Genomic DNA, 25,490 nt, shown 5'->3' on the forward strand with positions numbered 1-25,490 from the left:
TCCCCCCCAACACTCCCAAACCCAGTCCTGGTGTTTGTGGTGGGTATTTTTTTTTTTTTTACCCCCCCGGTCCCTGGGGGGGGGGTGTTGGTTTTTCCCCCCCCCCCCACTGTCGTATCCGGGTCTTTTAGGCGACCCTAACTTTGGGTACGGTTAGGTAAGCCTCACCGCACCGGGGACGGCTGCAGAACCATCCGCTCAGGAGGTGAACCGCGTGTACGTCTGCTCTTGCTTCGGCATCACCGACAAGCAGGTCAAGGAACACGCGGCCGCCGGGGCCTGTACCCCCCGCCAGATCGCCTCGGCCACCAAGGCCGGCACCGAATGCGGCTCCTGCGTGCGCGCCATCCAGGGCCTCCTCGGCCGCGGGGCGTGCCCGCGCCGGGAGCTGCTGGAGAAGGGCGGCGCGGCGGCCGTGCTCGCCGCCGAACCGCGGCCCGTCCCCGAGCCCGCGCTGGCCGGAGCGGCCTAGCCCTCCGGCTGCTCGATCTGCTGCGCGATGTACAGCGGCTCCCCGATGCTCTCGATGAGCTCCAGCTGGGTGTCGAGGTAGTCGATGTGGTGCTCCTCGTCCGCCAGGATCTCCTCGAAGAGCCGGGCCGAGGTGACGTCGCCCTTGCCGCGCATGACCTCGATGCCGCGCTTGAGCCGGTCGATCGCCTCGACCTCGACCTGCCGGTCCGCCTGGAACATCTCCGTGAGCGTCTGGCCGACGCGCACGTGGAAGAGGCGCTGGTAGTTCGGCAGGCCGTCGAGCATCAGGATGCGCTCGGTGAGCTTGTCCGCGTGCTTCATCTCGTCGATGGACTCTTCACGCGTGTACTTCGCGAGCTTGGTCCAGCCCTTGTTGTCCTGGATGCGGTAGTGCAGCCAGTACTGGTTGACGGCCGTCAGCTCACCGGTCAGCTGCTCGTTCAGAAACTCAAGGACCTCGGGGTCGCCCTGCATCGCAGAGGCTCCTTCCAGGCAATGTCAGCCACGTGACGGGATAGGTGGGCGCATCCTTGCACCGCCGTGAGGGGCAGTCCAGTAAGTGCCTCCTTAGTGGGAGTTACCGTGACTTGCCCGAATCGGCCGGGAGCTGGTCATGACCATCCCGCCACGTCTGTCACCATGGAGTCATGGGTCAGCCGGAAAGCCGGGAATCTCCGGGAGCAGAGCAGCTGGAGCTTCCACCGGGGCAGCGGTTGCAGCGGGGCTGGCCGGTCACCCACTACGGTCCTGTGCCCAAGTTCAAGCCGGACCGCTGGGAGTTCCGCGTCTTCGGCGCGACGGCCGACGGTGAGAAGCACTGCTGGAACCACGAGGAATTCGCGGCCCTGCCGTTCGAGTCGGTCGTGGCGGACCTGCACTGCGTCACGAAGTTCAGCATGACGGGCGCCGAATGGGGCGGTGTGCTCGCTCGTACGGTCCTCGCCCTGGCACCGCCGGCGCCGCAGGTCACGCACGTGATGGTGTGGGCCGAGTACGGCTTCAGCTCCAACATGCGGCTGGCCGACTTCTCCTCCGAGCGGACCGTCTTCGCCACCCACCAGGGCGGTGAACTGCTCACCGCCGAGCACGGTTTCCCGCTGCGGCTCGTGGTGCCGCACCTCTATGCCTGGAAGGGCCCCAAGTGGGTCCGCGGCGTCGAGTACATGACCGCCGACCGCCGGGGCTTCTGGGAGGAGCGGGGCTACCACAACATCGGCGACCCCTGGCGCGAGCAGCGCTACTCGTACCAGGAGGAGCCCGGGGACGGCCCCGAGCTCTGAGGCGCCGGGGCCCCCGGCCGCCGGTGCCTCAGCGGTACTGGTGGTACTAGTGGTACTGGTGGACGACCGCGTGACCCTTGCCGCGGCCGATCATCCACTTGTTGACCGGGGTCGTGATCACGAAGGCGGCCGCCAGCGAGATCGCCAGGACGATCCAGAACAGCGGTTCCGACAGGTGCGCGTCCATCGCGCCCGGCCAGAAGGCGATCACGCTGTTGTCGATCAGCTCCATGACGGCGATCGAAAGGGTGTCCGCGGCGAGGGCCACCCGGACGGCCGGACGGAGGGCGACGCCGGCCGCGAGGAGCCCGCGCAGGGTGAGCGCGTAGCCGAAGAAGAACGCGAGGACGATCGCCGTGATCATCGTCGCGGCGTTCCCCCAGCCCAGCGCGGTGCCGATGACCATGCCGAGCACCTCGCCGATGGCGCATCCGGTGAGGCAGTGGAGGGTGGCCCCGGCCGCCATGGCCCAGCCGGCCCCGCCGCCGTGAGTGTGCTCGTGGTGCTCGCCGCTGTGGTGGTGCTCGTGCGCGTGGTCCATGGCTAACCCCCTGGGAAAACGCCGAGTAACGGTTCCGCCGACATGACGGGAACCGTATACCCCCTAGGGGTATTCCCTCAAGCGCGCAGCCGCTTCAGCAGCGCCACGTCCGCCGCATGTCCTTCCTTGCCGCCGGGCGTCTCGGTGATCAGCGGTACGCCCGCCATCGCCGGATGCGTGAACAGCTCGGCGAAGGCCTCCCGGCCGATGTGACCCCGGCCGATGTTGGCGTGCCGGTCCTTGTGGGCACCGACGCCCTCCTTGGAGTCGTTCGCGTGGACCAGTTTCAGCCGGCCCTCGCCCACCGTGTCCACCAGCAGGTCCAGCGTCAGCTTCGTACCGCCCGGCTCCGCCAGGTCGTGTCCGGCCGCGAAGATGTGGCAGGTGTCCAGGCAGACGCCCAGCTTCGGGTGGTGGTCGAGCGCCTCGAAGTACGGCCCGAAGTCCTCGGCCCGCGAACACAGCGAAGAGCCCTGCCCGGCCGTGGACTCCAGCAGCAGGAAGGGGTCGTCGTCATGCGTCAGCTCGTCCAGCAGGGGCAGCATGTACTGCCTGACCTGCGCGTACGCCGCCTCACGCGGGCGGCCTCCGGTGGCCGATCCGGTGTGCACGACCACCCCGAGCGCGCCGATCTCCCGGCCCCGGCGCAGCGAGTGGCGCAGGGACTCCACCGACTTCTCGACGGTCGCCGCGGTGTGCGAGGCGAAGTTGATCAGGTACGGGGCGTGTACGTAGGCGGGTACGGACCCGGCCGCGCACTGGGCCCGGAAGAGCTCGTCCTGCGCCGGATTGCCCACCGGAGTGGCCCAGCCGCGCGGATTGGCCACGAAGACCTGGACCGCCTCCGCGCCCATCTCCCGGGCGTACGCCAGCCCGACCGAGGCGAGCCCGCCCGCGACGGGGACGTGCCCGCCCACGGGATTGCGCACGGCCCGGGCCGTGCGGTCCTGCTCCACGTGCTCCACGTACTTCTACAGCCCCTTGGTCCTGATGACGATCGTGGTGCCCTCGGGGGCGGTCTGGCCGCCCGGCACCGACTGGAACTCCACGGTCTTGCTGAAGGAGAGGAACGGCCGTTCCGCCTTCACCCTGAAGCCCGCGACTTCCAGCGCCTTGCGGGCCGCGTCCACCTCCTGGCCGGTCACGTCCGGTACCGGAAGCTGGCGGGGGCCCTTGGAGAGGGTCAGCGTGACGGTGTCGCCGGCCGCGGCCTGGGTCCCGGCGCCGAGCGACTGGTTGGCGACCGTACCGGCCGGCGAGGGACTGTTGACCTGCTCGGGGGCCGTGGCCACCTTGAGGCCCAGGCCCTCCAGGGTGGAGCGCGCCTGCTCGAACGCGACCCCGGCCACGCTCGGGACCGGCACCGGGCGGCCCTTGCTCACGACCAGCGCGACCGCCGTGTCGGGGGCCCGCTTCTCGCCGCCGACCGGGTCCGAGACGATCACCGAGCCCTGGGCCACGTCCTGGCTGAAGGCCTGCGTGACGATCCCGGGAGCCAGCCCGGCCTTCGTCAGCTCGGCCTTGGCCTCCTGCAGCGGCCTGCCCTTCAGGTTGGGCACGGCCACGACCTCGGGGCCGCGGGAGATCGTGAGCGTCACCGTGCCGTTTCCGCGGATCCGCCGGCCGCCCGCGGGATCGGTGTTCATCACCGTCCCGCGGTCGAAGGCGTCGCTGAACTTCCGGTCGACCCGCTTCACGCCGAGGCCGGCCGCGGACAGCTGGGACTTGGCCTGCTCCTCGGTCTTGCCGAGGAGGTTGGGCACCTTGGTGAACTGGCCGGAGTTGATGTACCAGACGCCCGTGCCGAGGCCGAGGGCCAGCAGGACGCCGGCGACGGCGAGGAGCGTGCCGCGGCGCGGCCCGCGCGATGCCGGGGCCGGCGCCGGGGCGGGGGGCGGCGGAGGGGGCATCTCCAGCCGGGAGGTGTGCTGCACCGCCTGCTGCGCGCCCACCGGGCGCGGGATCACGCCGGTGCGGTCCTCGGCGGCCGACCGCTCCCCGGCGCGGGCCTGCGGCGGTACGGCGTCCAGCTCGGCGTCGCTGAGCCGCATGCGGGCCTCGAGGGTGAGGCCGAGCAGGGCGGCGGCGTCGGAGGGGCGCAGCTCCGGATTGCGCGCGGCGGCGGTCGCGACCAGCTCGTCGAGACCGACGGGGAGCCCGGGGACGACGGCCGAGGGCGGCGGTACGTCCTCGTGGAGGTGCTGGAAGAGCACCTGGGCGGGGGTGCCGCCGGTGTGGGGCTTGGACCCGGTGAGCATCTCGTACAGGACGACACCGCAGGCGTAGACGTCGACGCGGGTGTCGGTGACGCCGTTGTCGATCTGCTCGGGGGCCAGGTAGGAGACGGTGCCGAGGACGGACCCGGTGGTCTGGGTGACGGAGTCCACCGACCGGACCAGCCCGAAGTCGGCGACCTTGACCCGGCCGTCGTCGCCTATCAGGACGTTCTCGGGCTTCATGTCGCGGTGCACGAAGCCGGCCCGGTGGGCGGCGCCGAGAGCGGCGAGCACCGGCTCCAGGATGTCGAGGGCGGCCCGGGGCTGGAGGGCGCCGCGCTCGCGGAGCACGTCGCGCAGCGTGCAGCCGGAGACGTACTCCATGGCGAGGTAGACGTACGGCCCGTCCGTGCCCTGGTCGAAGACGGCGACGACATTGGGGTGGGCGAGCCGGGCCACGGACTTCGCCTCCCGGATGAACCGGTCGACGAAGGCGGCGTCCGCCGCGAGGGCCGGGTGCATCACCTTCAGGGCCAGGACGCGGTCGAGTCGGGTGTCGACGGCCCGGTAGACCGTGGCCATGCCGCCGGCCGCGATGCGGGCGTCGATGCGGTAGCGGCCGTCGAGCACGCGCCCGACGAGGGGGTCATCCAGGGTCGTATCCACGCCGCGATTCTACGAGGGGCGGGTGCGGGCACGGCCCGCTGCCCGGCGCCTTGCAGCGCAGCTGTGACGTGGCCGCCCGCGGACCGCTGCCGGGGGCCGGCCCCCCGGACCCCCGCGCCCCGGACGCCGGCCGAATCCGGCCCCGCCGGTGTCCGGGGCGCGGGCGCGGGGCGCCGTCCGGGGTCCGGGCCGCAGTCCCGGCAGCGGAGCCGCAGGTCAGAACGCCGGGTGCTCCGGATCGAGGGTGGCGCGGCCGTCCGCGGGAGACGAGGCGTGCGCGAAACGGCGCTGCGGGATGCGCCCCGCGCGACGGGCGAGGCGGCCCGCCGACACGGCGTCGCGCATGGCCGCGGCCATCAGCACCGGCTCCTGCGCCCGCGTCACGGCGGACGCGAGCATCACCGCCGCGCAGCCGAGCTCCATCGCCAGGGCGGCGTCGGACGCCGTGCCCGCACCCGCGTCCAGGATGACGGGGACGGACGCCCGTTCCGCGATCAGTTCGAAGTTGTGCGGATTGCGGATCCCCATCCCCGACCCGATGGGGGACCCGAGCGGCATGATCGCGGCGCAGCCCACGTCCTCCAGCTTCCGCGCCAGCACCGGGTCGTCGTTCGTGTACGGGAGGACCGTGAAGCCCTCGTCCACGAGGGTCTCGGCGGCGTCCAGCAGCTCGACGCCGTCGGGCAGGAGGGTCCGCTCGTCCGCGACCACCTCCAGCTTGATCCAGTCGGTGCCCAGCGCCTCCCGGGCGAGCCGCGCCGTCAGCACGGCCTCGCCCGCCGTGAAGCAGCCGGCCGTGTTCGGCAGGACCGCGATGTCCAGCTTCGCGAGCACGGACAGGACCGAGCCCTGGACCGTCGGGTCCAGCCGGCGCATGGCCACCGTGGTGAGTTCGGTGCCGGACGCGACCAGGGCCCGCTCCAGGACGTCCAGGCTCGGGGCGCCGCCCGTGCCCATGATCAGGCGGGAGGAGAAACTGCGGCCGCCCAGGGTGAAGAGGTCGTCAGCCATGCCGCTCAGCCTCCCTGGACCGCGGTGAGGACCTCGACCCGGTCGCCCTCGCCCACCGGCGTGAGCGGCCACTGCCCGCGCGGGACCACGGTCTCGTTGAGCGCGGCGGCGACTCCGGCCGGGGCCGCGGTCAGGGTGGCGACCACCGCGTCGAGCGTGGTGCCGGCCGCGACCTCGCGCGGCTCGCCGTTGACGGAGATGGTCATGCGTACGACTCCTGACGTGCGGCGGAGAACCGGCGGGGGGTGAAGGGGCGTGCGATCGCGGGCAGTTCGCCGGTGGTCAGCAGCTCCGCCATCACGTCGCCGGTCAGCGGGGTCAGCAGTACCCCGTTGCGGTAGTGCCCGGTGGCCAGGTGCAGGCCCGGCAGGTCGGTCGGGCCGAGCAGCGGGGCGTTGTCCGGGGAGCCCGGCCGCAGCCCCGCGCGGGTCTCGGTGAGCGGGAGTTCGGTGATGCCGGGCACCAGCTCGTGGGCGTCGCGCAGGAGTTCGTAGACCCCGCCCGCGGTGACCGTGGTGTCCCAGCCGAGTTCCTCGCTGGTGGCGCCGATGACGAGTTCGCCGTTCTCGCGCGGGACCAGGTAGACGTGGCTGCCGCGCACGACCGCCCGTACCGTCCGGGACAGGAACGGCGCGTGGGCGGCGGGCACGGCGAGGCGCAGCACCTGCCCCTTCACCGGCCGTACGGGCGCCACCAGCTCCGGCGGCACCCCCGCCAGCCGGCCGCTGAGCGAGCCCGCCGCCAGCACGACCTGGTCCGCGCGCAGTTCCGTACCGTCCTCGAGCCGCGCCCCGGCCGCCCGGTCGGCGGTGACCAGCAGCCGCTCCGCCGCCGACCGGTGGACGGCCACCCCGGACCCCTCGCAGGCGGCCAGCAGGGCGGCCGCCAGCCGCCGCGGGTCGACCTGGTGATCGCCGTCCACCCGCAGGCCGCCCCGGACGCCCGGGGCCAGCATCGGCTCCAGCCGGCGACACTCGCGGCCGGTCAGCCACTCGGACTCCAGCCCGCAGCGGCGCTGCAGGGCGTGCAGCTCCCGCAGGTGGAGCCGGTCGTCGGCGTCCAGGGCGACGGCGAGGGTGCCGCAGGCGCGGTAGCCGACGTCCAGGCCGCCGGCGGCGTCGGCGAGCTCCGCGACGAACTCGGGATAGCGCGCGGCGGAGGCGAGACCCAGCCCCAGCAGGGCCTCCTCGCCGTAGTGCAGCTCCGTCACGGGCGCGAGCATCCCGGCCGCGACCTGGGCGGCGCCGCCGCCGGGGGCGGGGTCGGCCAGTACGGTGCGCAGCCCGCGCCGGGCCGCCCGCCAGGCGGTGACGAGTCCGATGATCCCGCCCCCGATGACGAGGACGTCGGACCCCTTCCGGGACGTCCTGGACGGTCGGGACGTTCGAGATGAGTGCATGGGCGTCCAGCCCCTCCCTTCGCCGGCATGACCCGGATCAGGTTCGTACGGTCGGAGGCCGGCCAGCCTCCCTCTCAGCCCGGTGCGCCCGGACTCCCGCGATAGGTACGGTGGCCAGACTAACCCCGGTGCGCACAGCCGGTAAGGCGGCACCTGTTCCTGGCGGCCCGTCAGATGATTAGGGTGGCCGGGTGAGTGAGCAGACGGAGCAGAACCCGAGCGGCGTCGTGATCGTGGGCGCCGGAATGGCCGGCGTGCAGACCGCGGTCGCCCTGCGGGAGCAGGGCTTCACCGGCACGGTGACCCTGCTGGGCGCCGAGCCCCACCAGCCCTACGACCGGCCTCCGCTGTCCAAGGCGGTGCTGCTCGGCAAGGCCGAGGACTCCGCCTTCGACGTGGACTTCGAAGGCCTCGGCATCGATCTCAGGCTCGGCACGGAGGTCACCGCGCTGCGGGCCGCCGAGCGCGAGGTGGACACCGAGGCGGGACCGGTCCCGTACCGGGTCCTCGTGCTGGCCACCGGCGCGCAGCCGCTGACCCTGCCCGGGACGGAGGGCGTCCCCGGCGTGCACCTGCTGCGCACGCTGGACGACGCGGCGCGGCTGCGCCCCGTCCTGGCCGGGGCGCCCCGGGCGGTGGTCGTCGGCGCGGGCTGGATCGGCGCGGAGTTCGCCACCGCGGCCCGCGAGGCGGGCTGCGAGGTGACCGTGGTCGAGGCCGCGGACCGGGTCCTGGCGGGGGCGCTGCCGCCGCAGGTCGCCGCCCCGATGGCGCGCTGGTACGAGGAGGCGGGCGCCGAGCTGATCACCGGCGCGAAGGTCGCCGGGATCGAGGAGGGCCGGGTGCTGCTCGCGGACGGGCGGGGCCTGCCCGCCGGCGCGGTGGTGGTGGGCATCGGAGCCCGCCCCGCCACCGGATGGCTGACCGGGAGCGGCGTGGACCTCGGCCCCGACGGCTCGGTCACCGCCGACGCGTACCTGCGCACCTCCCTGCCCGGGGTGTACGCGGTCGGCGACTGCGCCTCCTTCCCGTCGGCCCGCTACGGGAAGCGGCTGCTCGTACACCACTGGGACAACGCGCTCCAGGGCCCGCGAACGGTCGCGGCGAACATCCTGGCCGGGGAACCGGCCCAGGTCTACGACCCGGTGCCGTACTTCTGGTCGGAGCAGTTCGGGCGCTTCGTCCAGTACGCCGGCCACCACGGCGGGGCCGACACCCTGCTCTGGCGCGGCGACCCGGCCGACCCCGCCTGGTCGGTGTGCTGGCTGCGCGACGGGGTCCTGGTCGCGGTCCTGGCCGTGGGCCGCCCCCGCGACCTGGCGCAGGGCCGCAGGCTCATCGAGACGGGGGCCGCCGTGGACCCGGCCAAGGTCCGCGACCCGGCGGTCCCCCTGAAGTCGACCACCGTCTAGCGCCGTGCCCGGGGGTACCTCCCAGCGGTAGCTGGGGGAGCGTCGTGACCCGGTGAACCTCTCCGGTCACAGCACTGGCCCGGACGGGACCACGGACGGGCCGCTCCGGTACCGGGTGCCAGCCCGAGATGGCAGGCTTGTACCCGTGACCGAGATTGACGCAAAGATCGATGCCCTTGTCCCCTCATGGCTGTACCTCCCCGACATCGCGGAGATGCTCGACATCGAGGTGACCCGGGTCCGCCAGATGGTCAAGGAAGGGCAGCTGATCGCCGTACGCCGGGGCGAGAACCGCGCCCTGCAGGTGCCGGCCCCCTTCATCGACGGCGACAAGGTCGTCAAGGGCCTGGTCGGTCTGCTGACCGTGCTGCGCGACGACCGCTTCACCGAGGAGGAGATCCTGGAGTGGCTCTTCACCGAGGACCCGACCCTGCCCGGCACCCCCGTGCAGGCACTGAGCGAGAATCGCGGCACGGAGGTGAAGCGCCGCGCTCAGGCGCTCGCCCTCTGAGCTGATCCGCATCCGCTCCACCGCGGTGTGCGGGCCCCACGGGGTCCGTACACCGCCTCCATTCCGGGGGGTACACCCATGCAGCTGTCCGACGCCCGGCTCTACCTCTGTACGGACGCCCGGAAGCGCCAAGGTGACCTCCCCGAGTTCCTGGACGCCGTGCTGTCCGGCGGCGTGGACATCGTCCAGCTCCGCGACAAGGGCATGGAGGCCGGGGAGGAACTCGAACACCTCCAGGTCTTCGCCGAGGCCGCACGGCGCCACGGCAAGCTCCTCGCCGTGAACGACCGCGCCGACGTCGCGCACGCCATCGGCTCCGACGTCCTGCACCTCGGACAGGGCGACATCCCCGTCCCCGCGGCCCGCGCCATCCTCGGCGACCGGGTGCTCGTCGGCCGCTCCTGCCACGCCGAGGCCGAGGTCGACGCGGCCGTCGCCGAGCCCGGCGTGGACTACTTCTGCACCGGCCCCTGCTGGCCCACCCCCACCAAGCCCGGCCGCTTCGCCCCCGGCCTCGGCCTCGTGCGGTACGCGGCCTCCCTGGAGCAGGACCGGCCGTGGTTCGCCATCGGCGGCATCGACAGCGCGAATCTGGACGAGGTGCTGGACGCCGGAGCCACCCGCGTCGTGGTCGTCCGCGCCCTCACCGAGGCCGCCGACCCGGGTGCGGCCGCCGCGGAACTCGCCAAGCGCGTCCGGGCCCGCCTCGGCTAGATCGACCGGAATGCCCCGGCCGGGCCCGCCGGACTGTCCAAAATCGTGTCCAAAAGACGGACAGCGCTTCGGTGTCCGGCGGACCGCGTCTAACCTGCCCGTATGGCCTCTGGTACCGCTTCCACCTGGTCGGATCGTGCGCACACGGTCCGCGACCTCATCGCGTCCGGGCGTTCGTACTCCTTCGAGTTCTGGGCCCCGAAGACCGAGAAGGGCGAACGCAACCTCTGGAACGCCCTGCGCCGGGTGGAAGCGGTGTCGCCGAGCTTCGTCTCCGTGACCTACGGCGCCGGCGGATCGACCCGCGGCGGCACCGTCCGGGCCACCGAGCAGATCGCCTCGGACACCACGCTGACCCCCGTCGCCCACCTCACCGCCGTGGACCACTCGGTGGCCGAGCTGCGCAACGTCATCGGGCAGTTCGCCGACGCGGGCATCCGGAACATGCTCGTCGTGCGCGGAGACCCGCCGGGCGACCCGATGGGCGAGTGGGTGCCGCACCCCGAAGGCGTGCACTACGCCGCCGACCTGGTCCGGCTGGTCAAGGAGTCCGGCGACTTCTGCGTCGGCGTCGCGGCCTTCCCGGAGATGCACCCGCGTTCGACGGAATGGGACACGGACATCCGGCACTTCGTGGACAAGTGCCGCGCGGGCGCCGACTATGCGATCACCCAGATGTTCTTCCACCCGGAGAATTATCTGCGGCTCCGCGACAGCGTCGAGAAGGCGGGCTGTGAGACCCCGATCATCCCCGAGGTCATGCCTGTTGTGGGCATCAAGCAGCTCGACCGGCTGCCCCAACTCAGCAACGCGGTCTTCCCCGAGGCCGTGAAAGAGCGCATGCTCGCGGTCAAGGACGATCCGGCCGCTGTACGCTCCATTGGCATCGAGTTCGCCACGGAGTTCTGCGCGCGGCTGCTGTCCGAGGGTGTCCCAGGGCTGCACTTCATCACGCTGAACAATTCCACGGCGACTCTCGAGATCTACGAGAATCTGGGCCTGCACCAGCGGGCCTGACCGGCTGGCCCCCGTTTCCCACGCGGTCGGCCGCACCGAGAGGGGCCATGCATGGGTATGACGGTCCTCTACATCGCGTTCGGCTTCGTCGCGCTGTGGCTGCTTGCCGAGGTCTTGATGCAGTACAAGGCCCGGCTCCGCTGGCGCCTGCTCGCCTTCGCCGGCTTCCTCGGCGTGGTCGCCGGGGTGGTCCTGCCGTCGGTGCCGGTCATCGGCGCCGGCGCGGCCGCGTTCGCCCTGGGCCAGACCCTGGTGACGCTCTCGTTCCGCAAGGGCTTCGTGGCCGGCTGGGCGGTGCGCCGCGGCGGGGAACCCGTACGGCAGTCGCGGCGGCGCCGGTCCGGCGGTCCGCGCCCGGAACCGGCGCTCCAAGTCAGCGCGCTGGAGTACGAGGACGCCGACGGGGCGCCGCAGGGGCGGCAGTTCGCGGCCGAAGCCCCGGCCGACGAGGTCTACAGCCCGCAGCCGATGCCCGAGGACACCGGTTCCTACGGCATACAGAGCTTCGCGCCCGGCCCCGGCGCGGGCCAGACCGAGGGCTTCGCCTCGCCGTTCACCACGGCCGAGCAGGACTCCCACCAGTACGCGGCGTACTACGACCAGCAGAACCAGGGCGTCGGCGGCGGGTACGACTACTCCGCCGGCTATCCGACGGGCGATCAGCAGCAGGTGTACGCGGCCTACTCGGACCCGTACATCGGCACCGGCGGCGGTGTCGGGCCGCCCGCCGCCTACGACTACTCGGCGTACACCCAGTACCCCGGCTACGGGCAGCAGCAGTACGCCACGGACACCCCGCCCGGCGGGGTCTGGGTCCCGCAGCAGCGGGCCACCGACGGGACCGCCCAGCCGTATCCGGCCGAGGAGCAGGGCGCGCAGCCGCAGCAGTACCCGTACCCCCAGCAGGGCGAGTACGAGCAGTACCGCTACTGAGCGGGCGGCCGGGTCACCGGGAGCCGCGGAACTCCGCGCCCTCCACGATCAGCCCGGCCACCAGGGCCCCGGTCATTCCCGCGTGCGCCAGCCCGCCGCCGGGGTGGGCCCAGCCGCCCGCCAGGTACAGCCCCGGCACGGCCGTGGTGTTGGCGGGGTACAGCAGCCGGCCCCCGGCCCCCGCGAGCGCGGGCGGGGGCACCGCGCCGCCCACCGCGCCGGTCGCCGCCTCGACGTCGGCCGGGGTGCGCACCTCGTGCCACAGCAGCCGCTCCCGCAGCCCCGGTACGGCCTTCGCGGCGAGCTCCAGCAGCTCCTCGGGCTCCGCGGCCCCTGAGGTCCCGGGTCGGCTGACGGCGCTGACCGTGACCGCCTCATGGTCCGCGTCGGGCCGGGTGGCGGGGTCGTCGGGACGCAGGACGGTGACGTCCAGGCCTGGGGAGTGCACCAGCGTGCGGTGGACCGGGGGTCCCTCCGGGCGGAGCCCGGGGGAGTCCGCGGGACGGGCGCCGCGCAGCGCGAGGAAGAGCGTGAGCCTGCTGGGCAGGCCCTCCCCGCGGGCGGGGACCGCCTCGGGCGGCCACGGCAGGGAGGCGGCCGGCAGCAGCCGCGGGTCGATCCCGCAGACGACGGAGTCGGCGGCCACCTCGGTGCCGTCGGCCAGCAGCAGGCCGGCCGCCCGGCCCCGCGGCGCGAGGACCTCCCGGACCTCCGCCCCGAAGACGAACTCCACCTTCCGCTCCCGGCAGCGCTCGTGGACGGCGGTGGCCAGCGCCCGCATCCCGCCGCGGACGTACCAGCTGCCGAAGGTCTGCTCCATGTACGGCAGCACGGCGGCCGAGCCGGGTGCCCGGGCGGGGTCGATCCCGTACGCGCGCACCAGGCCGGTCAGCAGCTCGCCGAGGCTGCCGCCCAGCTCCCGGTCGGCCACCTCCGCGAGGGTCGGCGGGCGGCGGCGCAACAGGCCGCTCCGGCGCCGGGCGGGGTACGGGTCGGCGGACAGCGCCTGCCGGTCCGCGCGCAGCGGCTCCTCCAGCAGCGGGCGGCGGGTGGCGTCCCAGGCGTCCCGGGCGCGGCCGAGCACGGCGTTCCAGCGCTCGCCCGCTCCGTGGCCGAAGGCCTGGTCGAGGGCGGCGGCGACACCGCCGTGGGAGGCGCCGGGGAGGGTGACGTCGACGCCGTGGCGGGGGAGGACGTGCCGGACGGCCGGGTCGGCCTGGACCATGTCGACGCAGGACTCCAGGGGCCGCTTGCCGGTCTTCACGAAGAGGTCGCGGTAGACGGCGGGCAGGTGCAGCAGGCCCGGCCCGGTGTCGAAGGCGAAGCCGTCGCGCTCGTACCGGCCGACCGCGCCGCCGTACGTCGCCGCGCGCTCGTACACCGTCACCTGGTGCCCCGCCACGGCCAGCCGGGCCGCCGTCGCCATCGCGCCCATCCCGGCGCCGATCACCGCAATTCGTGCCATGCGGCTGAGCCTATCGAGGCAGCGGGCGGTGGTCGGCCGGGTGGTCGGCGCTGGTCGTGCCGGGTGGTCGGCGCGCTGGTCGGGCCGGGTGGCCGGGCGGAGTGGCGGGGCGGGTGTCAGCGGGGTGGCGCTCCGGTGGCCTCGCGGGCCACGGTGGCCAGCCGCTTCTCCTCATGGCGCTGCGCCCGGCGGCGCAGGAAACGGCGGATCCGGCTCCAGAGGAAGATCAGTACGGCCAGCCCGGCGGCCAGCAGGACGGCCGCGATGACCGCCGCGGCCACGGGGTTGAACATCGCGAAGGTGATGATCGCGGCCACGCCGAGGTCCTCGGCCATGCTCATCGCGACGTTGCTCAGCGGCTCGGGTGAGGTGTTGATCGCCATCCGGGTGCCGGCCTTGACGAAATGGCTGGCCAGCGCGGTGGAGCCGCCGATCACGCCGGCGGTGATGTCGGAGAGCGAACCGCTCTGGCCGGCCAGCAGCGCGCCGACCACGCCGCCGGCCACCGGGCGGATCACGGTGTGGACGGAGTCCCAGACCGAGTCCACGTACGGGATCTTGTCGGCGACCGCCTCGCAGAGGAACAGCACGGCCGCGACGATCAGCACGTCGGTGCGTTGCAGCGACGCGGGGACGTCGTCGGACAGGCCGGTCGCGCCGAAGACGCCGAGCAGGAGGACCACGGCGTACGCGTTGATCCCGCTGGCCCAGCCGCTGGTGAAGACCAGGGGGAGCACACTCACCTGATCATCATGCCGCAGAAAGGGTGACGGGAAGGCCGGAACGCACAACAGTGAGGGGACGGCCGCACACGGCGGTCGTCCCCTCACTCACGATGTCGTGGGGCTACTGCCCCTGTTCGTCACGGCGGCGCTGCCACCGTTCCTCGATGCGGGTCATCATCGACCGACGCTGCCGGTTGCGGCCACTGGCCGAACCGCCTGCACTTCCGGAGACGGGCTGTTCGCCAGGCTTGGGTGCCTTGCGCCAACCGGTGACCACGAGGACCGTACATCCCAGCATGACGAGGAAACCCACCACGCTGATCCACAGTACGTTCGGCACGATCACACCGGTCATGAGGAGCGCGATACCCACCAGAATGCCTACGACTGCCTGGTAGACCCGTCGCCGGGTGTACGTGCGCAGTCCGCTGCCCTCAAGCGCTGTCGCGAACTTGGGATCTTCGGCGTACAGCGCTCGCTCCATCTGCTCGAGCATTCGCTGCTCGTGCTCCGAGAGCGGCACGGGAGTCCTCCTCATCCGTCGGTCGCGGGGGGTAGCGACCAGGGGTCCCCTTCAGGATAGGCGGGGAATCGCCCCCGTGATACCCGCCCTCTACGCCGGGCTGTGAATAAGGCCCACAGCCCGAAAACCCGTACCGCCGCGGTGGCGGTCACTGAGGCGTTCTTTCCCCAATGGTTCGTCCACCATGCCGGTCACTGCCCCGATCATACGGGGCCGACCGCCCGTTCGGAGGGCGTCTGCCCGACTCCGTGCGCGGAAGATCGCAGATCAGGACTGCTTCTCGCCCAGCACGTGCAACTGCGTGGCCACCGCGTGGAAGGCCGGCAGCTCCGCGGCGGCCTCCTCCAGGCGCAGCAGAGCCTCCACCGCGCCCGGCTCGGTGTCCACCAGGACCCCCGGAACGAGGTCGGCGAAGATCCGCACGCCGTGGACGGCGCCGACCGCCAGCCCGGCCCCGCCGACCAGCTCGGAGAGCTGCTCGGCGGTGAAGCGGCGGGGCACCGGATCGCCGGATCCCCAGCGGCCGGCCGGGTCGGTGAGGGCGGTACGGGCCTCCGTGAAGTGCCCGGCCAGGGCGCGGGCGAGCACGGCCCCGCCGAGGCCGGCGGCCAGCAGGCTGAGCGTGCCGCCGGGGCGTAGGGCGGCCACCGCGTTGGCCACTCCCTCCGCCGGGTCGTCCACGTACTCCAGCACGCCGTGGCAGAGCACCGCGTCGTACGCGTCCCGCTCGACGACGTCCAGCAGGCCCTGGGCGTCGCCCTGCACGCCGCGGACCAGGTCGGCGACGCCGGCCTCGGCCACCCGGCGCTCCAGCCCGAACAGCGCGTTCGGGCTGGGGTCGACCACGGTGACCCGGTGGCCCAGCCGGGCCACCGGCACGGCGAACTTGCCGGTGCCGCCGCCTGTGTCCAGCACGTCCAGCACATCCCGCCCGGTCGCCTTCACCCGGCGGTCGAGCGCCTCCTTGAGGACCTCCCACACCACAGCGGTGCGAAGGGAGGCGCGGGGGCGGGAAGTGTCCGACACGACTGATGGCTCCTCGGCGCGGTGGTGAAGGGGGGAGCGGTCAGTGCCCCACCCCGCCCCACCCTATTGCCTCCCGCCGCCGGGCAGCTCATCCCGCGTCCGGACGCTCCGGGCGCGGCTGCGGCACGGCCTGCGGCAGCGCCTGCTGCGGTGGCTGGATCGCGAGCATCCGCTCCACCAGGCGAAGGAACATCGCCACGGCGCGCACCAGATCGTCCGCGTCCCGGCCGGTCGCCGCGTCCGCTATGCCCGCCTCGGCCCGGGCCCGGCGAGCGGCGCCGGAGGCGAAGAGCGCGCTCCACTCGGCCAACTCCGGCGCTATCTCCGGCAGCACCTCCCACGCACTGCGGATCCGCGGCCGCCGCCGCGGGTGGACCGGCTCGGGCCGCCCGCGCGCGGCGAGCACGGCCGCGGCGGTCCGCAGCGCGGCGAGGTGGGCGGTGGCGTACCGCTCGTTGGGCCGGGTCAGCCGGGCGGCCTCGACCAGGCCGGCGCGGGCCTTGGCGAGCAGGTCGAGGGCGGCCGGGGGAGCCGAGGACCGGCGCAGGACGGGGTGGACAGGGGACGGGGACGGTGTGGCCATGACGAACCTCCTGTCGTTGCGTTCCCACCATCGTGACGGGCGCCACTGACAATCGCTCTGACCTGCGCTTACGCGGCCGTTCTCCGGACAACTGCCCCTATCTGCACCCCAGGTGCGCCCGAAGGTGATAGTTTTTGAACTGACTGGTCAGTTCAAAAGAAGGGGGAGGGCGTGGACAGCCCGCACGGCGCGGCCGTCAAAGCCGAGGACTTCGGACTCAAGGGCCCGCGCGGCTGGGTCTTCCGGGGGGTCGGCATCGACGCGGCGCCCGGCTCGCTCATCGCGGTCGAAGGCCCTTCGGGCACCGGCCGGACCTGTCTGCTCCTGGCCCTCACCGGACGGATGAAGCCCACCGCGGGTCACGCGGAGATCGCCGGCCACCGGCTGCCGAAGCACATGGCCGCCGTCCGCCGGATCGCCGCACTCGGCCCGGTCGCCGGCATCACCGACCTCGACCAGGCCCTCACCGTCGCCGAACAGCTGCGCGAGGGGGCCATGCTCCACCGCCACTACGACGGCCCGGTGCGCGCCCTGCTGCGTTCCCCGGCCGAGCGCCGGGCGGACGCCCGGGCCCGGATCGAGGCCGCCCTGGACGCCGCGGGGCTGGACCTCACCACGCTGCCCAAGGGTCCGCGCACCTCCGTACGGGACCTGGAGCGCCTGGAGTCCGTACGGCTGTCCGTGGCCATCGCCCTGCTGGGCTCGCCGGGACTGCTGGCCCTGGACGACCTCGACCTGAAGCTCTCGGACACCGAGCGCACCGCGGCCTGGGAGCTGCTGCGCTCGATCGCCGCCGGCGGGACCACCGTCCTCGCGGTGTGCAGCGAGGCTCCCGACGACGCGATCGTCCTGCGGACCGGCCCGCAGGCACCGCCCGCGGACGCGGACGCGGCCCCGGCCCCGGCCGCTGATACCGGCACCGGCACCGGCACCGGCACGGACACCGAGAACGACACCGCGAACGACACCGAAGAAACGAAGGGGGCGGACGATGCGCTCGCCGAAGCTGGCCGCGCTTGAGCTCAAGCGGTTCGGGCGGGGGAAGCTGCCCCGGGCCGCTCTCGTGGCGCTGCTCCTGCTGCCGCTGCTCTACGGCGCCCTGTACCTCTGGTCCTTCTGGGACCCGTACAGCCGCCTCGACAAGGTGCCCGTCGCCCTCGTCAACGCCGACGAGGGCACGACCGTGGGCGGCGAGCGCCTCGACGCGGGCGGCGCGATCACCAAGAAGCTCCACGACAGCAAGACCTTCGACTGGCGCGAGGTCAGCGCCGAGGAGGCCGCGAAGGGGCTGGAGAACGGGACGTACTACCTGTCCCTCACCATGCCCGCCGACTTCAGCGCGAAGATCGCCTCCAGCTCCGGCGAGGACCCCACCACCGGGGCCCTCCAGGTGCGCACCAACGACGCCAACAACTACATCGTCGGCTCGATCTCGCGCACCGTCTTCTCCGAGGTCCGCTCGGCGGCGTCCACCAACGCCTCCCGCGGATTCCTCGACAAGATCTTCGTCAACTTCTCCGACCTGCACGACAAGACCGCCGAGGCCGCCGACGGCGCCGACAAGCTCAAGGACGGCGCGGGCAAGGCGCAGCAGGGCGCCAAGGAACTCGCCGACGGCCTCGACACGGCCGAGGAGAAGACCGGCGAGCTCAACAGCGGCCTGAAGAAGCTCAACTCGGGCGCGGCCAAGCTGGAGACCGGCTCCAAGGACGTCGCGGCCGGCACCCAGCGGCTCGCCGACAAGGTCAACGGGGCCGCCGACAAGGCCCGCCCGTTCGTCCAGGACCCCAAGAACCTGGCGGACACCGCCGAGCTGGTCGCCGACACCGCCAAGGTGGTCAAGAACCACCTCGACACCTTCGCCGACAAGGCCCCGGCCGCCGCCTCCGCCGCCGAGAAGGCCTCCACCGGCGCGGACGCGTACTACACCAAGCACTGCGTCACCCCGGGCAAGGAACCGCACCTGGCCTCCTGCCCCGACCTGAAGAGGATCAAGGACGACGCCGCCGAGGCCGCCGAACTCACCGGCGACGTCAGCACCCTGGTCAAGAACGCGAACGGTGACGTCGCCAAGCTCCGCACCCAGCTGACCGACCTGGAGAACAAGGCCCGCAAGCTCGTCGACAGGGCCCCCGGCCTCGCCTCCGACCTCGACGCGGCCGTCGCCCAGGTCAACGCCCTCAACACCGGCGCCCACCAGGTCGCCACCGGCATGGCCCAGCTGCACACCGGCCTCGGCTCCGCCACCGAGGGCTCCGGCGCCATCAACGAGGGCGTCGGCAAGCTCGGCGACGGCGCGCACACCCTCGACGGCGGCATGTACAAGCTGGTCGACGGCAACCGCGACCTCGCCGACGGCCTCCACAAGGGCGCCGGCCAGATCCCCGACTACGACCAGCAGCAGCGCGACGCCCGTACCGAGGTCATGGCCGACCCGGTCCGGCTCGCCAACCAGTCCCTGCACAAGGCGCCCAACTACGGCACCGGCTTCGCCCCCTACTTCATCCCGCTCTCCCTCTGGGTCGGCGCGATGGTCGCCTACATGCTCATCGCCCCCCTCAACAAGCGGGCCCTGGCCGCGGGCGCCTCGCCCTGGCGGATCGCCCTCGCGGGCTGGCTGCCCGTGGCGGGCATCGGCGCCGCGCAGGTCGGCCTGCTCATGTCCGTGCTCCACTGGGCCCCCGGCCTGGGCCTGCAGATGGCCCACCCGGCCCTCACCATCGGCTTCCTGCTGCTGGTCACCGGCTGCTTCGCGGCGATCGTCCAGTGGCTCAACGCCAAGTTCGGCGCCGCCGGGCGGATCCTGGTACTCGCCGTCCTGATGCTCCAGCTGACCTCGGCGGGCGGCACGTACCCCGTGCAGACCAGCCCGGGCTTCTTCAACGCCATCCACCCGTACCTGCCGATGTCGTACGTCGTCGAGAGCCTGCGCCACCTCATCACCGGCGGCGACCTGACCTCCGTCTGGAAGGGCTGCGCGGTCCTGGTTGCCTTCACCGCGGGCGCCCTCGCCCTCACCGCGCTGGCCGCCCGCGGCAAGCAGGTGTGGACGATGGACCGGCTCCACCCGGAACTGAGTCTGTAAGGAGCCGTTGACCTGTGAGAATCAGCGCCATGGAAAGCAAGCCCGGGACGGGCACCGGCGGCGGCCGCCGCCAGGCCACCCGCCAGAAGCTCTACGAGGCGGCCGTCACGCTCATCGCCGAGCAGGGGTTCTCCGCGACCACGGTCGAGGAGATCGCCGAGCGCGCGGGCGTGGCCAAAGGCACCGTCTACTACAACTTCGCGAGCAAGAACGACCTCTTCGAGGAGCTGCTCCGGCACGGCGTCGGGCTGCTGACCGCCTCGCTGCGCACAGCAGCCGAGGAGACCGAGGCGCGGGGCGGCAGCCGCGTCGAGGCGCTCGACGCGATGATCCGGGCCGGCCTCGTCTTCATCGACCGGTACCCCGCCTTCACCCAGCTCTACGTCGCCGAGCTGTGGCGGACCAACCGGGCGTGGCAGTCCACGCTGATGGTCGTCCGTCAGGAGGCCGTCGCCGTGGTGGAGACGGTGCTGCGGGAGGGCGTCGAGCGGGGGGAGCTGAGCGCGGAGATCGACGTTCCGCTGACCGCCGCCGCCATGGTCGGCATGGTGCTGGTGGCGGCCCTGGACTGGCAGTCCTTCCAGAGCGAGCGGTCCCTCGACGACGTGCACTCGGCGCTGTCGCTGCTGCTGCGCGGCCGGGTCAGCGGCAACCGCTGAAGCCGGGCCGCCGACCCCCCGGTCGGCGGTGCCGCCGCGGCGGCGCAGCCCGTAGAACTGGTGGGGCCTGCCGCGGCGACTGAGTATCCGTACCTAGGCACGGAGATGAGTACGCGCGCGGATGGGCCCCCGCCTGCGCGGACGCCAGACTGGGGGCAACGGACAGGAGACCCGGTCCGCACCGCCGGCACGGGGCTGCGGAGCGGGCCGGGTACCTCCTCCGTGACGCGGTACGCGGACGCGGCGGGGCTCGGGGGGATCGAGCCTCGCCGCGTTCGGGCGTTCGGGCGTTCGGGCGTCCGTGGGTCCGTGCGTCCGCAGGTGTCGGGGTTCGGCCCCGCGCCCCCGGTGGGGTCGAGCCGCTCCGGCGCCCCCGCCCCGCCGCTGCCGGGCCCCGCCGCAGACCCCTCCCCGGCCTTCGCCCGGGGAGGTGGGGGAGAGTCCCGCAGGGACCCGCCCCCACCCCTTCAGCCGCGGCCCCGCAGCGGCAGGCGCAGCCGCAGGGCGGTCAGGCGGGCGGAGCCCGCCGAGGTCAGGGCCGACCAGCGCTGGGCCAGGGCCCAGGAGAGCCGGGCCGCCGAGCGCGGCAGGAGCAGCGCCCGCAGCCGGGCGCGCCGGCCGACGCCGGCCAGCAGGCCCGCACGGGCCAGCAGGACGTCGTCCGCCAGCCCCGGATACGAGACCTCCGAGCCCGGCGGCGCGTACAGGGCCCGTTCCAGCGCACCCGCGACCCGGTGGACCGCGCCCGCAGCCTCCGGCTCCAGACGGCCGAGCTCCACGACGCGAGCCGCCGCCCGGCGGGGCGACAGGGCCTCGTCCGGGACCACGCCCATGTCCCACGCGGCGTCACCCAGCTCCCGCCAGGCCGCCGGTACCTCACCGGTCCCCAGCCGGCGGGCCCGCAGCCGGCTCCGCCACAGCAACGGCAGCAGCGGCAGGCCGAGCAGCGCCACCCCGCCCGCCGTCCAGCCCAGTACCGCCGTCGCCGACGGGCCGCCGCCACCGGTCGCGCTCTGCTTCGGCGCGGCCGCACCGCACTCGCCGAGCTTCCTCGCCTCCGGCGGGCAGTCGTCCGACTTCGACGGTGCGGCGGGCGGTGCCGCCGCACTCGTCGAGGGCAGCGGCGCCGGCGCGGACGGCTGCGCCGCCGGCGCCTGCGGCCGGGAGTAGTCCGGCACCGTGATGCCCGACCGGGGCGTCGGCTCGAACCGCGTCCACCCCACCCCCTCGAAGTACAGCTCCGGCCAGGCGTGCGCGTCCCGCATGGACACGTTGACGCTGCCGTCGGACTGCGCCTCACCCGGGGTGAAGCCGACCGCCACCCGCGCCGGAATGCCCAGCGACCGCGACATGGCCGCCATCGAGAACGCGAAGTGGATGCAGAAGCCCTCCTTCTCGGCCAGGAAACGGGCGACCGCCTGCGGACCGGTGCCCGAGGCCGTCCTCGTGTTGTAGCGGAATCCGCCGTTCACGGCGAAGAAGTCCTGGAGCTTCACCGCCCGCGTGTAGTCGTCCTTCGCCCCCTGGGTCACCGAGCGGGCCGTGTCGGCGACCACCGGCGGCAGGTTGTCCGGCAGCTTCGTGTACTCGGCCCGGACGACCGGGTCCGGCGCCGGGGCCTTCTGCAGCTGCTGCGCCGTCGGCTGCAGCAGCAGGCTGCGCACCGTGTACATCGCGCCCTGGACGTTCTGGAACCTGTCCTTGCCCAGCTGGTCCCCGACCAGGGTCCGGCCGACCGGCTCGAACCGCCACTTCCCGCCGATGTCCACCGAGGTCGCCGGGTACGGCATGGGCAGGTAACGCTGGGTGTAGGTGTCCGCCGCCGAGACGCTGGTCCGCACCTCGGTCGCGGACTGCAGGACGCTGCCGCCGAGCCCGGGCGGATTCGGCATCCGCTCCGGGACATCGGTCAGGGTCCGCCCGGAAGCCTCCCACTTGACCCCGTTGAACTCGTCCAGGGCCAGGATGCGCAGGTACTGGTCGCCCTGCTGCGGGCTGTCCGTGCGGTACTTCAGCACGACCCGGTTGTCCTGCGCGTTCAGGCTGCTCTGCAGGGAGACCAGGGGGTTCACCGCCGAGATCGTCCCGCCCGGCCCGCTGCCGGACCCCTCGCCGTCGCCCGCCGCGCCGAGCATCCCGCCGCCGAGCGAGGGCAGCGCCGCCGGCACCACCAGCGCCAGGCCCAGGGCCACCGCGCCGATCCGCCGGCCGGTCCGTACGGGGGCCGTCACCTGGCCGCCCGCACCGGCGCCCAGGCCGGACGCGGCCGTGGTGCGGTCGCGCGCGCCCCCGCCGAAGACCCGGCCCCACTGGGCGAGCCGGTCACGGCCCTCGGCCAGCAGCAGCATCAGGTACCCGCAGCCCGCCAGCAGGAAGGAGATCCAGGACGCGCCCCCGCCTCCCGACAGGCCCGCGGCCACCGAGTACAGCGCCAGCAGCGGCAGCCCCGACGCGGCGGCCGTCCGTGCGGTCACCGCCAGCAGGTCCACCAGCAGCCCGATCAGCAGTACCCCGGTCACCAGCAGCAGCCGGATGCCGTCCGTCAGCGGGGCCGGCATCGCGAACGTGCCCACGTCCTGCACGCCCTGCCGGAACAGCGCGCCGAAGTCCGACACCAGGTAGGCCATCGGACCGGTCCCGGTGGACCCGCCCTTGCCGCCGAAGAGGATCGCGAGCAGCAGCAGGGACACCAGCACCTGCGCGGCCACGGTCAGCGACCGCGCGAGCGGCACCCGCCGGGCCCCGGCGCCCACGACGCACTGCACGCCCAGCAGCAGGGCCGCCTGGAGCAGCCAGCCCGCCGATTCGACCAGTGGAACCAGAGACCATGAGGTGAGCAGCGTCGCCAGTGCCGCGAACAACGTCACTCTCGCCCGCCCGCTCATGCCCGGCCTCCTGAGGTTCCCGGGGCGAACGCGGTGGTCCCGGCGTGCCGCCACAGCTCGGCGAAGGCCACTCCGGGCGGGGCGGCCAGCGCGGTCCAGCCCGCGTCGCGCAGTCTGCGCAGCCGCTCCTCCACAGGCGGCACGGTCTGCCCCGGCGCGGGCTGCCCGCCCCAGGCCTCGCAGTCCAGCAGGAAGGCCACCGCACCCGAGGCCCGCTGGCGCATCTTGGCCGCCAGCTCCGTCTGTGCGTCGTCCAGGTCGCCGAAGAAGGCGATGAGGAGCCCGTCACCGCCGGCTCCGCCGAAGCCGCCACCGCCGCCGCGCACCGCGTCGTACGCCCGGGAGAGCCCGGCGCCGTCCGAGTGCCCGACCACCGCGAGGGTGTCCATCATCAGCCCGGCGGCCTCCGCGGACTCGTCCCTGCCGGAGGAGAAGCCACCGCTGCCCTCACCGGGCACCGAGTCACCGGTGTCCGTCAGCAGCCGGACCGAGAAGCCCTGCTCCAGGAGGTGCACCAGGGCCGAGGCGGCCCCGGAGACGGCCCATTCGAAGGCGGAGTCGGGACCGGCCCCGTCGAAGGCGATCTGCCGGGTGTCCAGCAGGACGGTGGCCCGGCTGCGCTGCGGCTGCTCCTCGCGGCGGACCATCAGCTCGCCGTAGCGGGCCGTGGAGCGCCAGTGGACCCGGCGCAGGTCGTCGCCGCGCCGGTAGGTGCGCGGGATGACGTCGTCGTCGCCGGCCAGGGCCAGCGAGCGGCGGCTGCCGTCGCCGTAGCCGGAGGACTCGCCGGTCAGGCGCACCGGCGGCAGCGGCTCGGTGCGCGGTATGACGGTGAGGACGTCGTAGGTGCTGAAGGAGCGGGTCAGCTCGACCAGCCCGAAGGGGTCGGTCAGCCGCAGCTGGAGCGGGCCCAGCGGGTAGCGGCCGCGCAGGTCGGAGCGGACCCGGTAGGACACCTCGCGGCGTCCGCCGGGCTCGACCCGGTCCAGCACGAACCGCGGGCGCGGGCCGAGGACGTAGGGCACGCGGTCCTGGAGCATCAGGAGGCCGGTGGGCAGCCGGGAGACGTTGTCCATGCGCAGCTGCACCCGAGCCTCGGCGCCCGCCGGGACCCGCCCCGGCGACAGCCGGCGGCTGCCGGAGACCCGGTGGCGGGTGCGGTGCAGGGCGTAGACGCAGATCAGCGGCAGTACGGCGAGCAGCAGGCCGACCCGGAGCAGCTCGCCCTGGCCCAGGACGTACGCGCACGCGGCGGCGGCGACCCCGGCGGCCAGGAAGGACCGGCCGCGGGTCGTCAGACCGGACAGTGACGTGCGCAGTCCGCCGCCGGCGCCGCGCGGGGCACCGGCGCTCATCAAAAGCCCCGGATGCCGGCGCCGGGCGGCATTTCGCCGCGGGCGTGCGCGGCCGGGACGGGGGTGCGCTGCAGGATCTCGCCCACGACCTGCTCGGCGGTGCGCCGGTTCAGCTGGGCCTGGGCGGTGGGCAGCAGCCGGTGCGCGAGGACCGGACCGGCCAGCGCCTGGACGTCGTCGGGCAGGACGTAGTCGCGGCCGGCGAGCGCGGCGGAGGCCTTCACGGCGCGCAGCAGGTGCAGGGTGGCCCGGGGCGAGGCCCCCAGGCGCAGGTCCGGGTGGCTGCGGGTCGCGGAGACCAGGTCGACGACGTACCGCTTGACGGGCTCGGCCACGTACACCTCGCGGACGGCCTCGATGAGCTTGACGATCTCGTGGGCGTGCGCGACGGCCGTGAGGTCGTCGAGCGGGGAGAGCCCGCCGTGCACGTCGAGCATCTGCAGCTCGGCCTCGGGGCCGGGGTAGCCGACGGAGACCCGGGCCATGAAGCGGTCGCGCTGGGCCTCGGGCAGCGGGTAGGTGCCCTCCATCTCCACCGGGTTCTGGGTGGCGACGACCATGAAGGGGCTCGGCAGCGTGTAGGTCGTGCCGTCGATGGTGACCTGACGCTCCTCCATCGACTCCAGCAGCGCCGACTGGGTCTTCGGCGAGGCGCGGTTGATCTCGTCGCCGATGACGATCTGCGCGAAGATCGCGCCCGGCTTGAACTCGAACTCGCGGCGCTGCTGGTCGTAGATGCTGACGCCGGTGATGTCGGAGGGCAGCAGGTCCGGGGTGAACTGGATGCGCTGCACCGAGCAGTCGATGGACTTCGCGAGCGTCTTGGCGAGCATGGTCTTGCCGACGCCGGGGACGTCCTCGATGAGCAGGTGCCCCTCGGCGAGCAGCACCGTCAGCGCGAGGCGTACGACCTCGGGCTTGCCCTCGATCACGCTCTCGACCGACTGGCGCACCCGCTCCGCCGTGCTGGTCAGATCCGCGAGGCTCGCTCGGTCGTCATACGTCGTCAC

Annotated in this window: 25 protein-coding genes and 1 riboswitch; of the genes, 10 read left to right on the top strand and 15 right to left on the bottom strand. The window is 73.4% G+C overall.

Translation table 11 applies throughout. The features are described 5' to 3' along the window. Window positions 1-205: 205 nt before the first annotated feature. On the top strand, window positions 206-472 hold the full coding sequence (locus tag ACFCZ1_RS33400; RefSeq protein WP_376682026.1) for a bacterioferritin-associated ferredoxin: 267 nt from the start codon (window positions 206-208) through the stop codon (window positions 470-472). Here ACFCZ1_RS33400 and bfr read toward each other — a convergent pair. Further along, window positions 469-948 (bottom strand): bacterioferritin, encoded by a 480-nt coding sequence (gene bfr / locus ACFCZ1_RS33405; RefSeq protein WP_376682027.1) that lies wholly within the window; start codon window positions 946-948, stop codon window positions 469-471. The two genes, ACFCZ1_RS33400 and bfr, sit on opposite strands and share 4 nt — an antisense overlap. Before the next feature lie 173 nt (window positions 949-1,121). On the opposite strand from bfr, the gene ACFCZ1_RS33410 reads away from it, so the two are divergent. Then, on the top strand, window positions 1,122-1,754 hold the full coding sequence (locus tag ACFCZ1_RS33410; protein WP_376682028.1) for a sulfite oxidase-like oxidoreductase: 633 nt from the start codon (window positions 1,122-1,124) through the stop codon (window positions 1,752-1,754). Between the two features lie 46 nt (window positions 1,755-1,800). Here ACFCZ1_RS33410 and ACFCZ1_RS33415 read toward each other — a convergent pair whose 3' ends face one another. From ACFCZ1_RS33415 to thiO, 6 genes are all read right to left on the bottom strand, one after another. Next, window positions 1,801-2,295, bottom strand: a complete 495-nt coding sequence (locus tag ACFCZ1_RS33415) for a DUF4396 domain-containing protein (protein ID WP_376682029.1) — start codon at window positions 2,293-2,295, stop codon at window positions 1,801-1,803. A gap of 77 nt (window positions 2,296-2,372) precedes the next feature. Next, window positions 2,373-3,224, bottom strand: coding sequence for a deoxyribonuclease IV (locus tag ACFCZ1_RS33420; RefSeq protein WP_376682065.1), 852 nt, complete (start codon window positions 3,222-3,224; stop codon window positions 2,373-2,375). Window positions 3,225-3,266: 42 nt separating this feature from the next. Continuing rightward, on the bottom strand, window positions 3,267-5,177 hold the full coding sequence (gene pknB / locus ACFCZ1_RS33425; RefSeq protein WP_376682030.1) for a Stk1 family PASTA domain-containing Ser/Thr kinase: 1,911 nt from the start codon (window positions 5,175-5,177) through the stop codon (window positions 3,267-3,269). Window positions 5,178-5,393: 216 nt separating this feature from the next. Further along, the gene (locus ACFCZ1_RS33430) at window positions 5,394-6,188 is read right to left on the bottom strand and encodes a thiazole synthase (RefSeq protein WP_376682031.1); all 795 of its coding nucleotides are present in this window, start codon (window positions 6,186-6,188) and stop codon (window positions 5,394-5,396) included. Window positions 6,189-6,193: 5 nt separating this feature from the next. Further along, the gene (gene thiS, locus ACFCZ1_RS33435; protein WP_376682032.1) at window positions 6,194-6,394 is read right to left on the bottom strand and encodes a sulfur carrier protein ThiS; all 201 of its coding nucleotides are present in this window, start codon (window positions 6,392-6,394) and stop codon (window positions 6,194-6,196) included. After that, window positions 6,391-7,587 carry a glycine oxidase ThiO gene (thiO, locus tag ACFCZ1_RS33440; protein ID WP_376682033.1) on the bottom strand — a complete coding sequence of 399 codons (1,197 nt, stop codon included), beginning with the start codon at window positions 7,585-7,587 and terminating at the stop codon, window positions 6,391-6,393. Before thiO ends, thiS begins: the two co-directional genes overlap by 4 nt. Beyond that, a riboswitch (TPP riboswitch) is annotated at window positions 7,585-7,697 on the bottom strand. It overlaps the preceding gene by 3 nt. An 81-nt stretch (window positions 7,698-7,778) precedes the next feature. On the opposite strand from thiO, the gene ACFCZ1_RS33445 reads away from it, so the two are divergent. From ACFCZ1_RS33445 to ACFCZ1_RS33465, 5 genes are all read left to right on the top strand, one after another. Beyond that, entirely contained in the window at window positions 7,779-8,999 is a 1,221-nt protein-coding gene (locus tag ACFCZ1_RS33445; RefSeq protein WP_376682034.1) for an NAD(P)/FAD-dependent oxidoreductase, read from the top strand. 145 nt (window positions 9,000-9,144) lie between these two features. Further along, window positions 9,145-9,510 (top strand): Rv2175c family DNA-binding protein, encoded by a 366-nt coding sequence (locus ACFCZ1_RS33450; RefSeq protein WP_328925255.1) that lies wholly within the window; start codon window positions 9,145-9,147, stop codon window positions 9,508-9,510. 78 nt (window positions 9,511-9,588) lie between these two features. Next, window positions 9,589-10,224 carry a thiamine phosphate synthase gene (gene thiE / locus ACFCZ1_RS33455; protein WP_376682035.1) on the top strand — a complete coding sequence of 212 codons (636 nt, stop codon included), beginning with the start codon at window positions 9,589-9,591 and terminating at the stop codon, window positions 10,222-10,224. Window positions 10,225-10,326: 102 nt separating this feature from the next. Beyond that, complete coding sequence (gene metF, locus ACFCZ1_RS33460) at window positions 10,327-11,241, top strand: methylenetetrahydrofolate reductase [NAD(P)H] (protein ID WP_376682036.1); 915 nt, start codon at window positions 10,327-10,329, stop codon at window positions 11,239-11,241. Window positions 11,242-11,292: 51 nt separating this feature from the next. Beyond that, a complete protein-coding gene (locus ACFCZ1_RS33465; RefSeq protein ID WP_376682037.1) occupies window positions 11,293-12,174 on the top strand; it encodes a hypothetical protein in 882 nt (293 codons plus the stop codon). 13 nt (window positions 12,175-12,187) lie between these two features. Here the strand turns inward: ACFCZ1_RS33465 and ACFCZ1_RS33470 are convergent, their stop codons facing one another. From ACFCZ1_RS33470 to ACFCZ1_RS33490, 5 genes are all read right to left on the bottom strand, one after another. Continuing rightward, the gene (locus ACFCZ1_RS33470) at window positions 12,188-13,639 is read right to left on the bottom strand and encodes a phytoene desaturase family protein (RefSeq protein WP_376682038.1); all 1,452 of its coding nucleotides are present in this window, start codon (window positions 13,637-13,639) and stop codon (window positions 12,188-12,190) included. A 116-nt stretch (window positions 13,640-13,755) separates the two neighbouring features. Further along, complete coding sequence (locus ACFCZ1_RS33475; protein WP_376682039.1) at window positions 13,756-14,382, bottom strand: DUF4126 domain-containing protein; 627 nt, start codon at window positions 14,380-14,382, stop codon at window positions 13,756-13,758. Window positions 14,383-14,485: 103 nt separating this feature from the next. Continuing rightward, window positions 14,486-14,887 carry a DUF3040 domain-containing protein gene (locus ACFCZ1_RS33480; RefSeq protein ID WP_376682040.1) on the bottom strand — a complete coding sequence of 134 codons (402 nt, stop codon included), beginning with the start codon at window positions 14,885-14,887 and terminating at the stop codon, window positions 14,486-14,488. Between the two features lie 267 nt (window positions 14,888-15,154). Next, window positions 15,155-15,913 (bottom strand): class I SAM-dependent methyltransferase, encoded by a 759-nt coding sequence (locus tag ACFCZ1_RS33485; RefSeq protein ID WP_376682041.1) that lies wholly within the window; start codon window positions 15,911-15,913, stop codon window positions 15,155-15,157. Window positions 15,914-16,001: 88 nt separating this feature from the next. Further along, window positions 16,002-16,496, bottom strand: a complete 495-nt coding sequence (locus ACFCZ1_RS33490) for an SAV_6107 family HEPN domain-containing protein (protein ID WP_376682042.1) — start codon at window positions 16,494-16,496, stop codon at window positions 16,002-16,004. Window positions 16,497-16,667: 171 nt separating this feature from the next. On the opposite strand from ACFCZ1_RS33490, the gene ACFCZ1_RS33495 reads away from it, so the two are divergent. Genes ACFCZ1_RS33495 through ACFCZ1_RS33505 form a run of 3 tightly spaced genes read left to right on the top strand, consistent with a single transcriptional unit; the run spans window position 16,668 to window position 20,240 of the window. Next, window positions 16,668-17,516 carry an ATP-binding cassette domain-containing protein gene (locus ACFCZ1_RS33495; protein WP_376682043.1) on the top strand — a complete coding sequence of 283 codons (849 nt, stop codon included), beginning with the start codon at window positions 16,668-16,670 and terminating at the stop codon, window positions 17,514-17,516. Then, a complete protein-coding gene (locus ACFCZ1_RS33500) occupies window positions 17,488-19,581 on the top strand; it encodes a YhgE/Pip family protein (RefSeq protein WP_376682044.1) in 2,094 nt (697 codons plus the stop codon). The genes ACFCZ1_RS33495 and ACFCZ1_RS33500 overlap by 29 nt, the downstream gene beginning before the upstream one ends. 29 nt (window positions 19,582-19,610) lie before the next feature. Then, entirely contained in the window at window positions 19,611-20,240 is a 630-nt protein-coding gene (locus tag ACFCZ1_RS33505) for a TetR/AcrR family transcriptional regulator (protein WP_376682045.1), read from the top strand. 467 nt (window positions 20,241-20,707) lie between these two features. Here ACFCZ1_RS33505 and ACFCZ1_RS33510 read toward each other — a convergent pair whose 3' ends face one another. The 3 genes from ACFCZ1_RS33510 to ACFCZ1_RS33520 are packed head-to-tail and all read right to left on the bottom strand — an operon-like array spanning window position 20,708 to window position 25,490. Further along, window positions 20,708-23,125 (bottom strand): transglutaminaseTgpA domain-containing protein, encoded by a 2,418-nt coding sequence (locus ACFCZ1_RS33510; RefSeq protein ID WP_376682046.1) that lies wholly within the window; start codon window positions 23,123-23,125, stop codon window positions 20,708-20,710. After that, complete coding sequence (locus ACFCZ1_RS33515) at window positions 23,122-24,480, bottom strand: DUF58 domain-containing protein (RefSeq protein ID WP_376682047.1); 1,359 nt, start codon at window positions 24,478-24,480, stop codon at window positions 23,122-23,124. Before ACFCZ1_RS33515 ends, ACFCZ1_RS33510 begins: the two co-directional genes overlap by 4 nt. Beyond that, a complete protein-coding gene (locus ACFCZ1_RS33520) occupies window positions 24,480-25,490 on the bottom strand; it encodes an AAA family ATPase (protein ID WP_376682048.1) in 1,011 nt (336 codons plus the stop codon). Before ACFCZ1_RS33520 ends, ACFCZ1_RS33515 begins: the two co-directional genes overlap by 1 nt.

Source organism: Streptomyces sp. NPDC056224 (assembly GCF_042267665.1).
GTDB lineage: Bacteria > Actinomycetota > Actinomycetes > Streptomycetales > Streptomycetaceae > Streptomyces.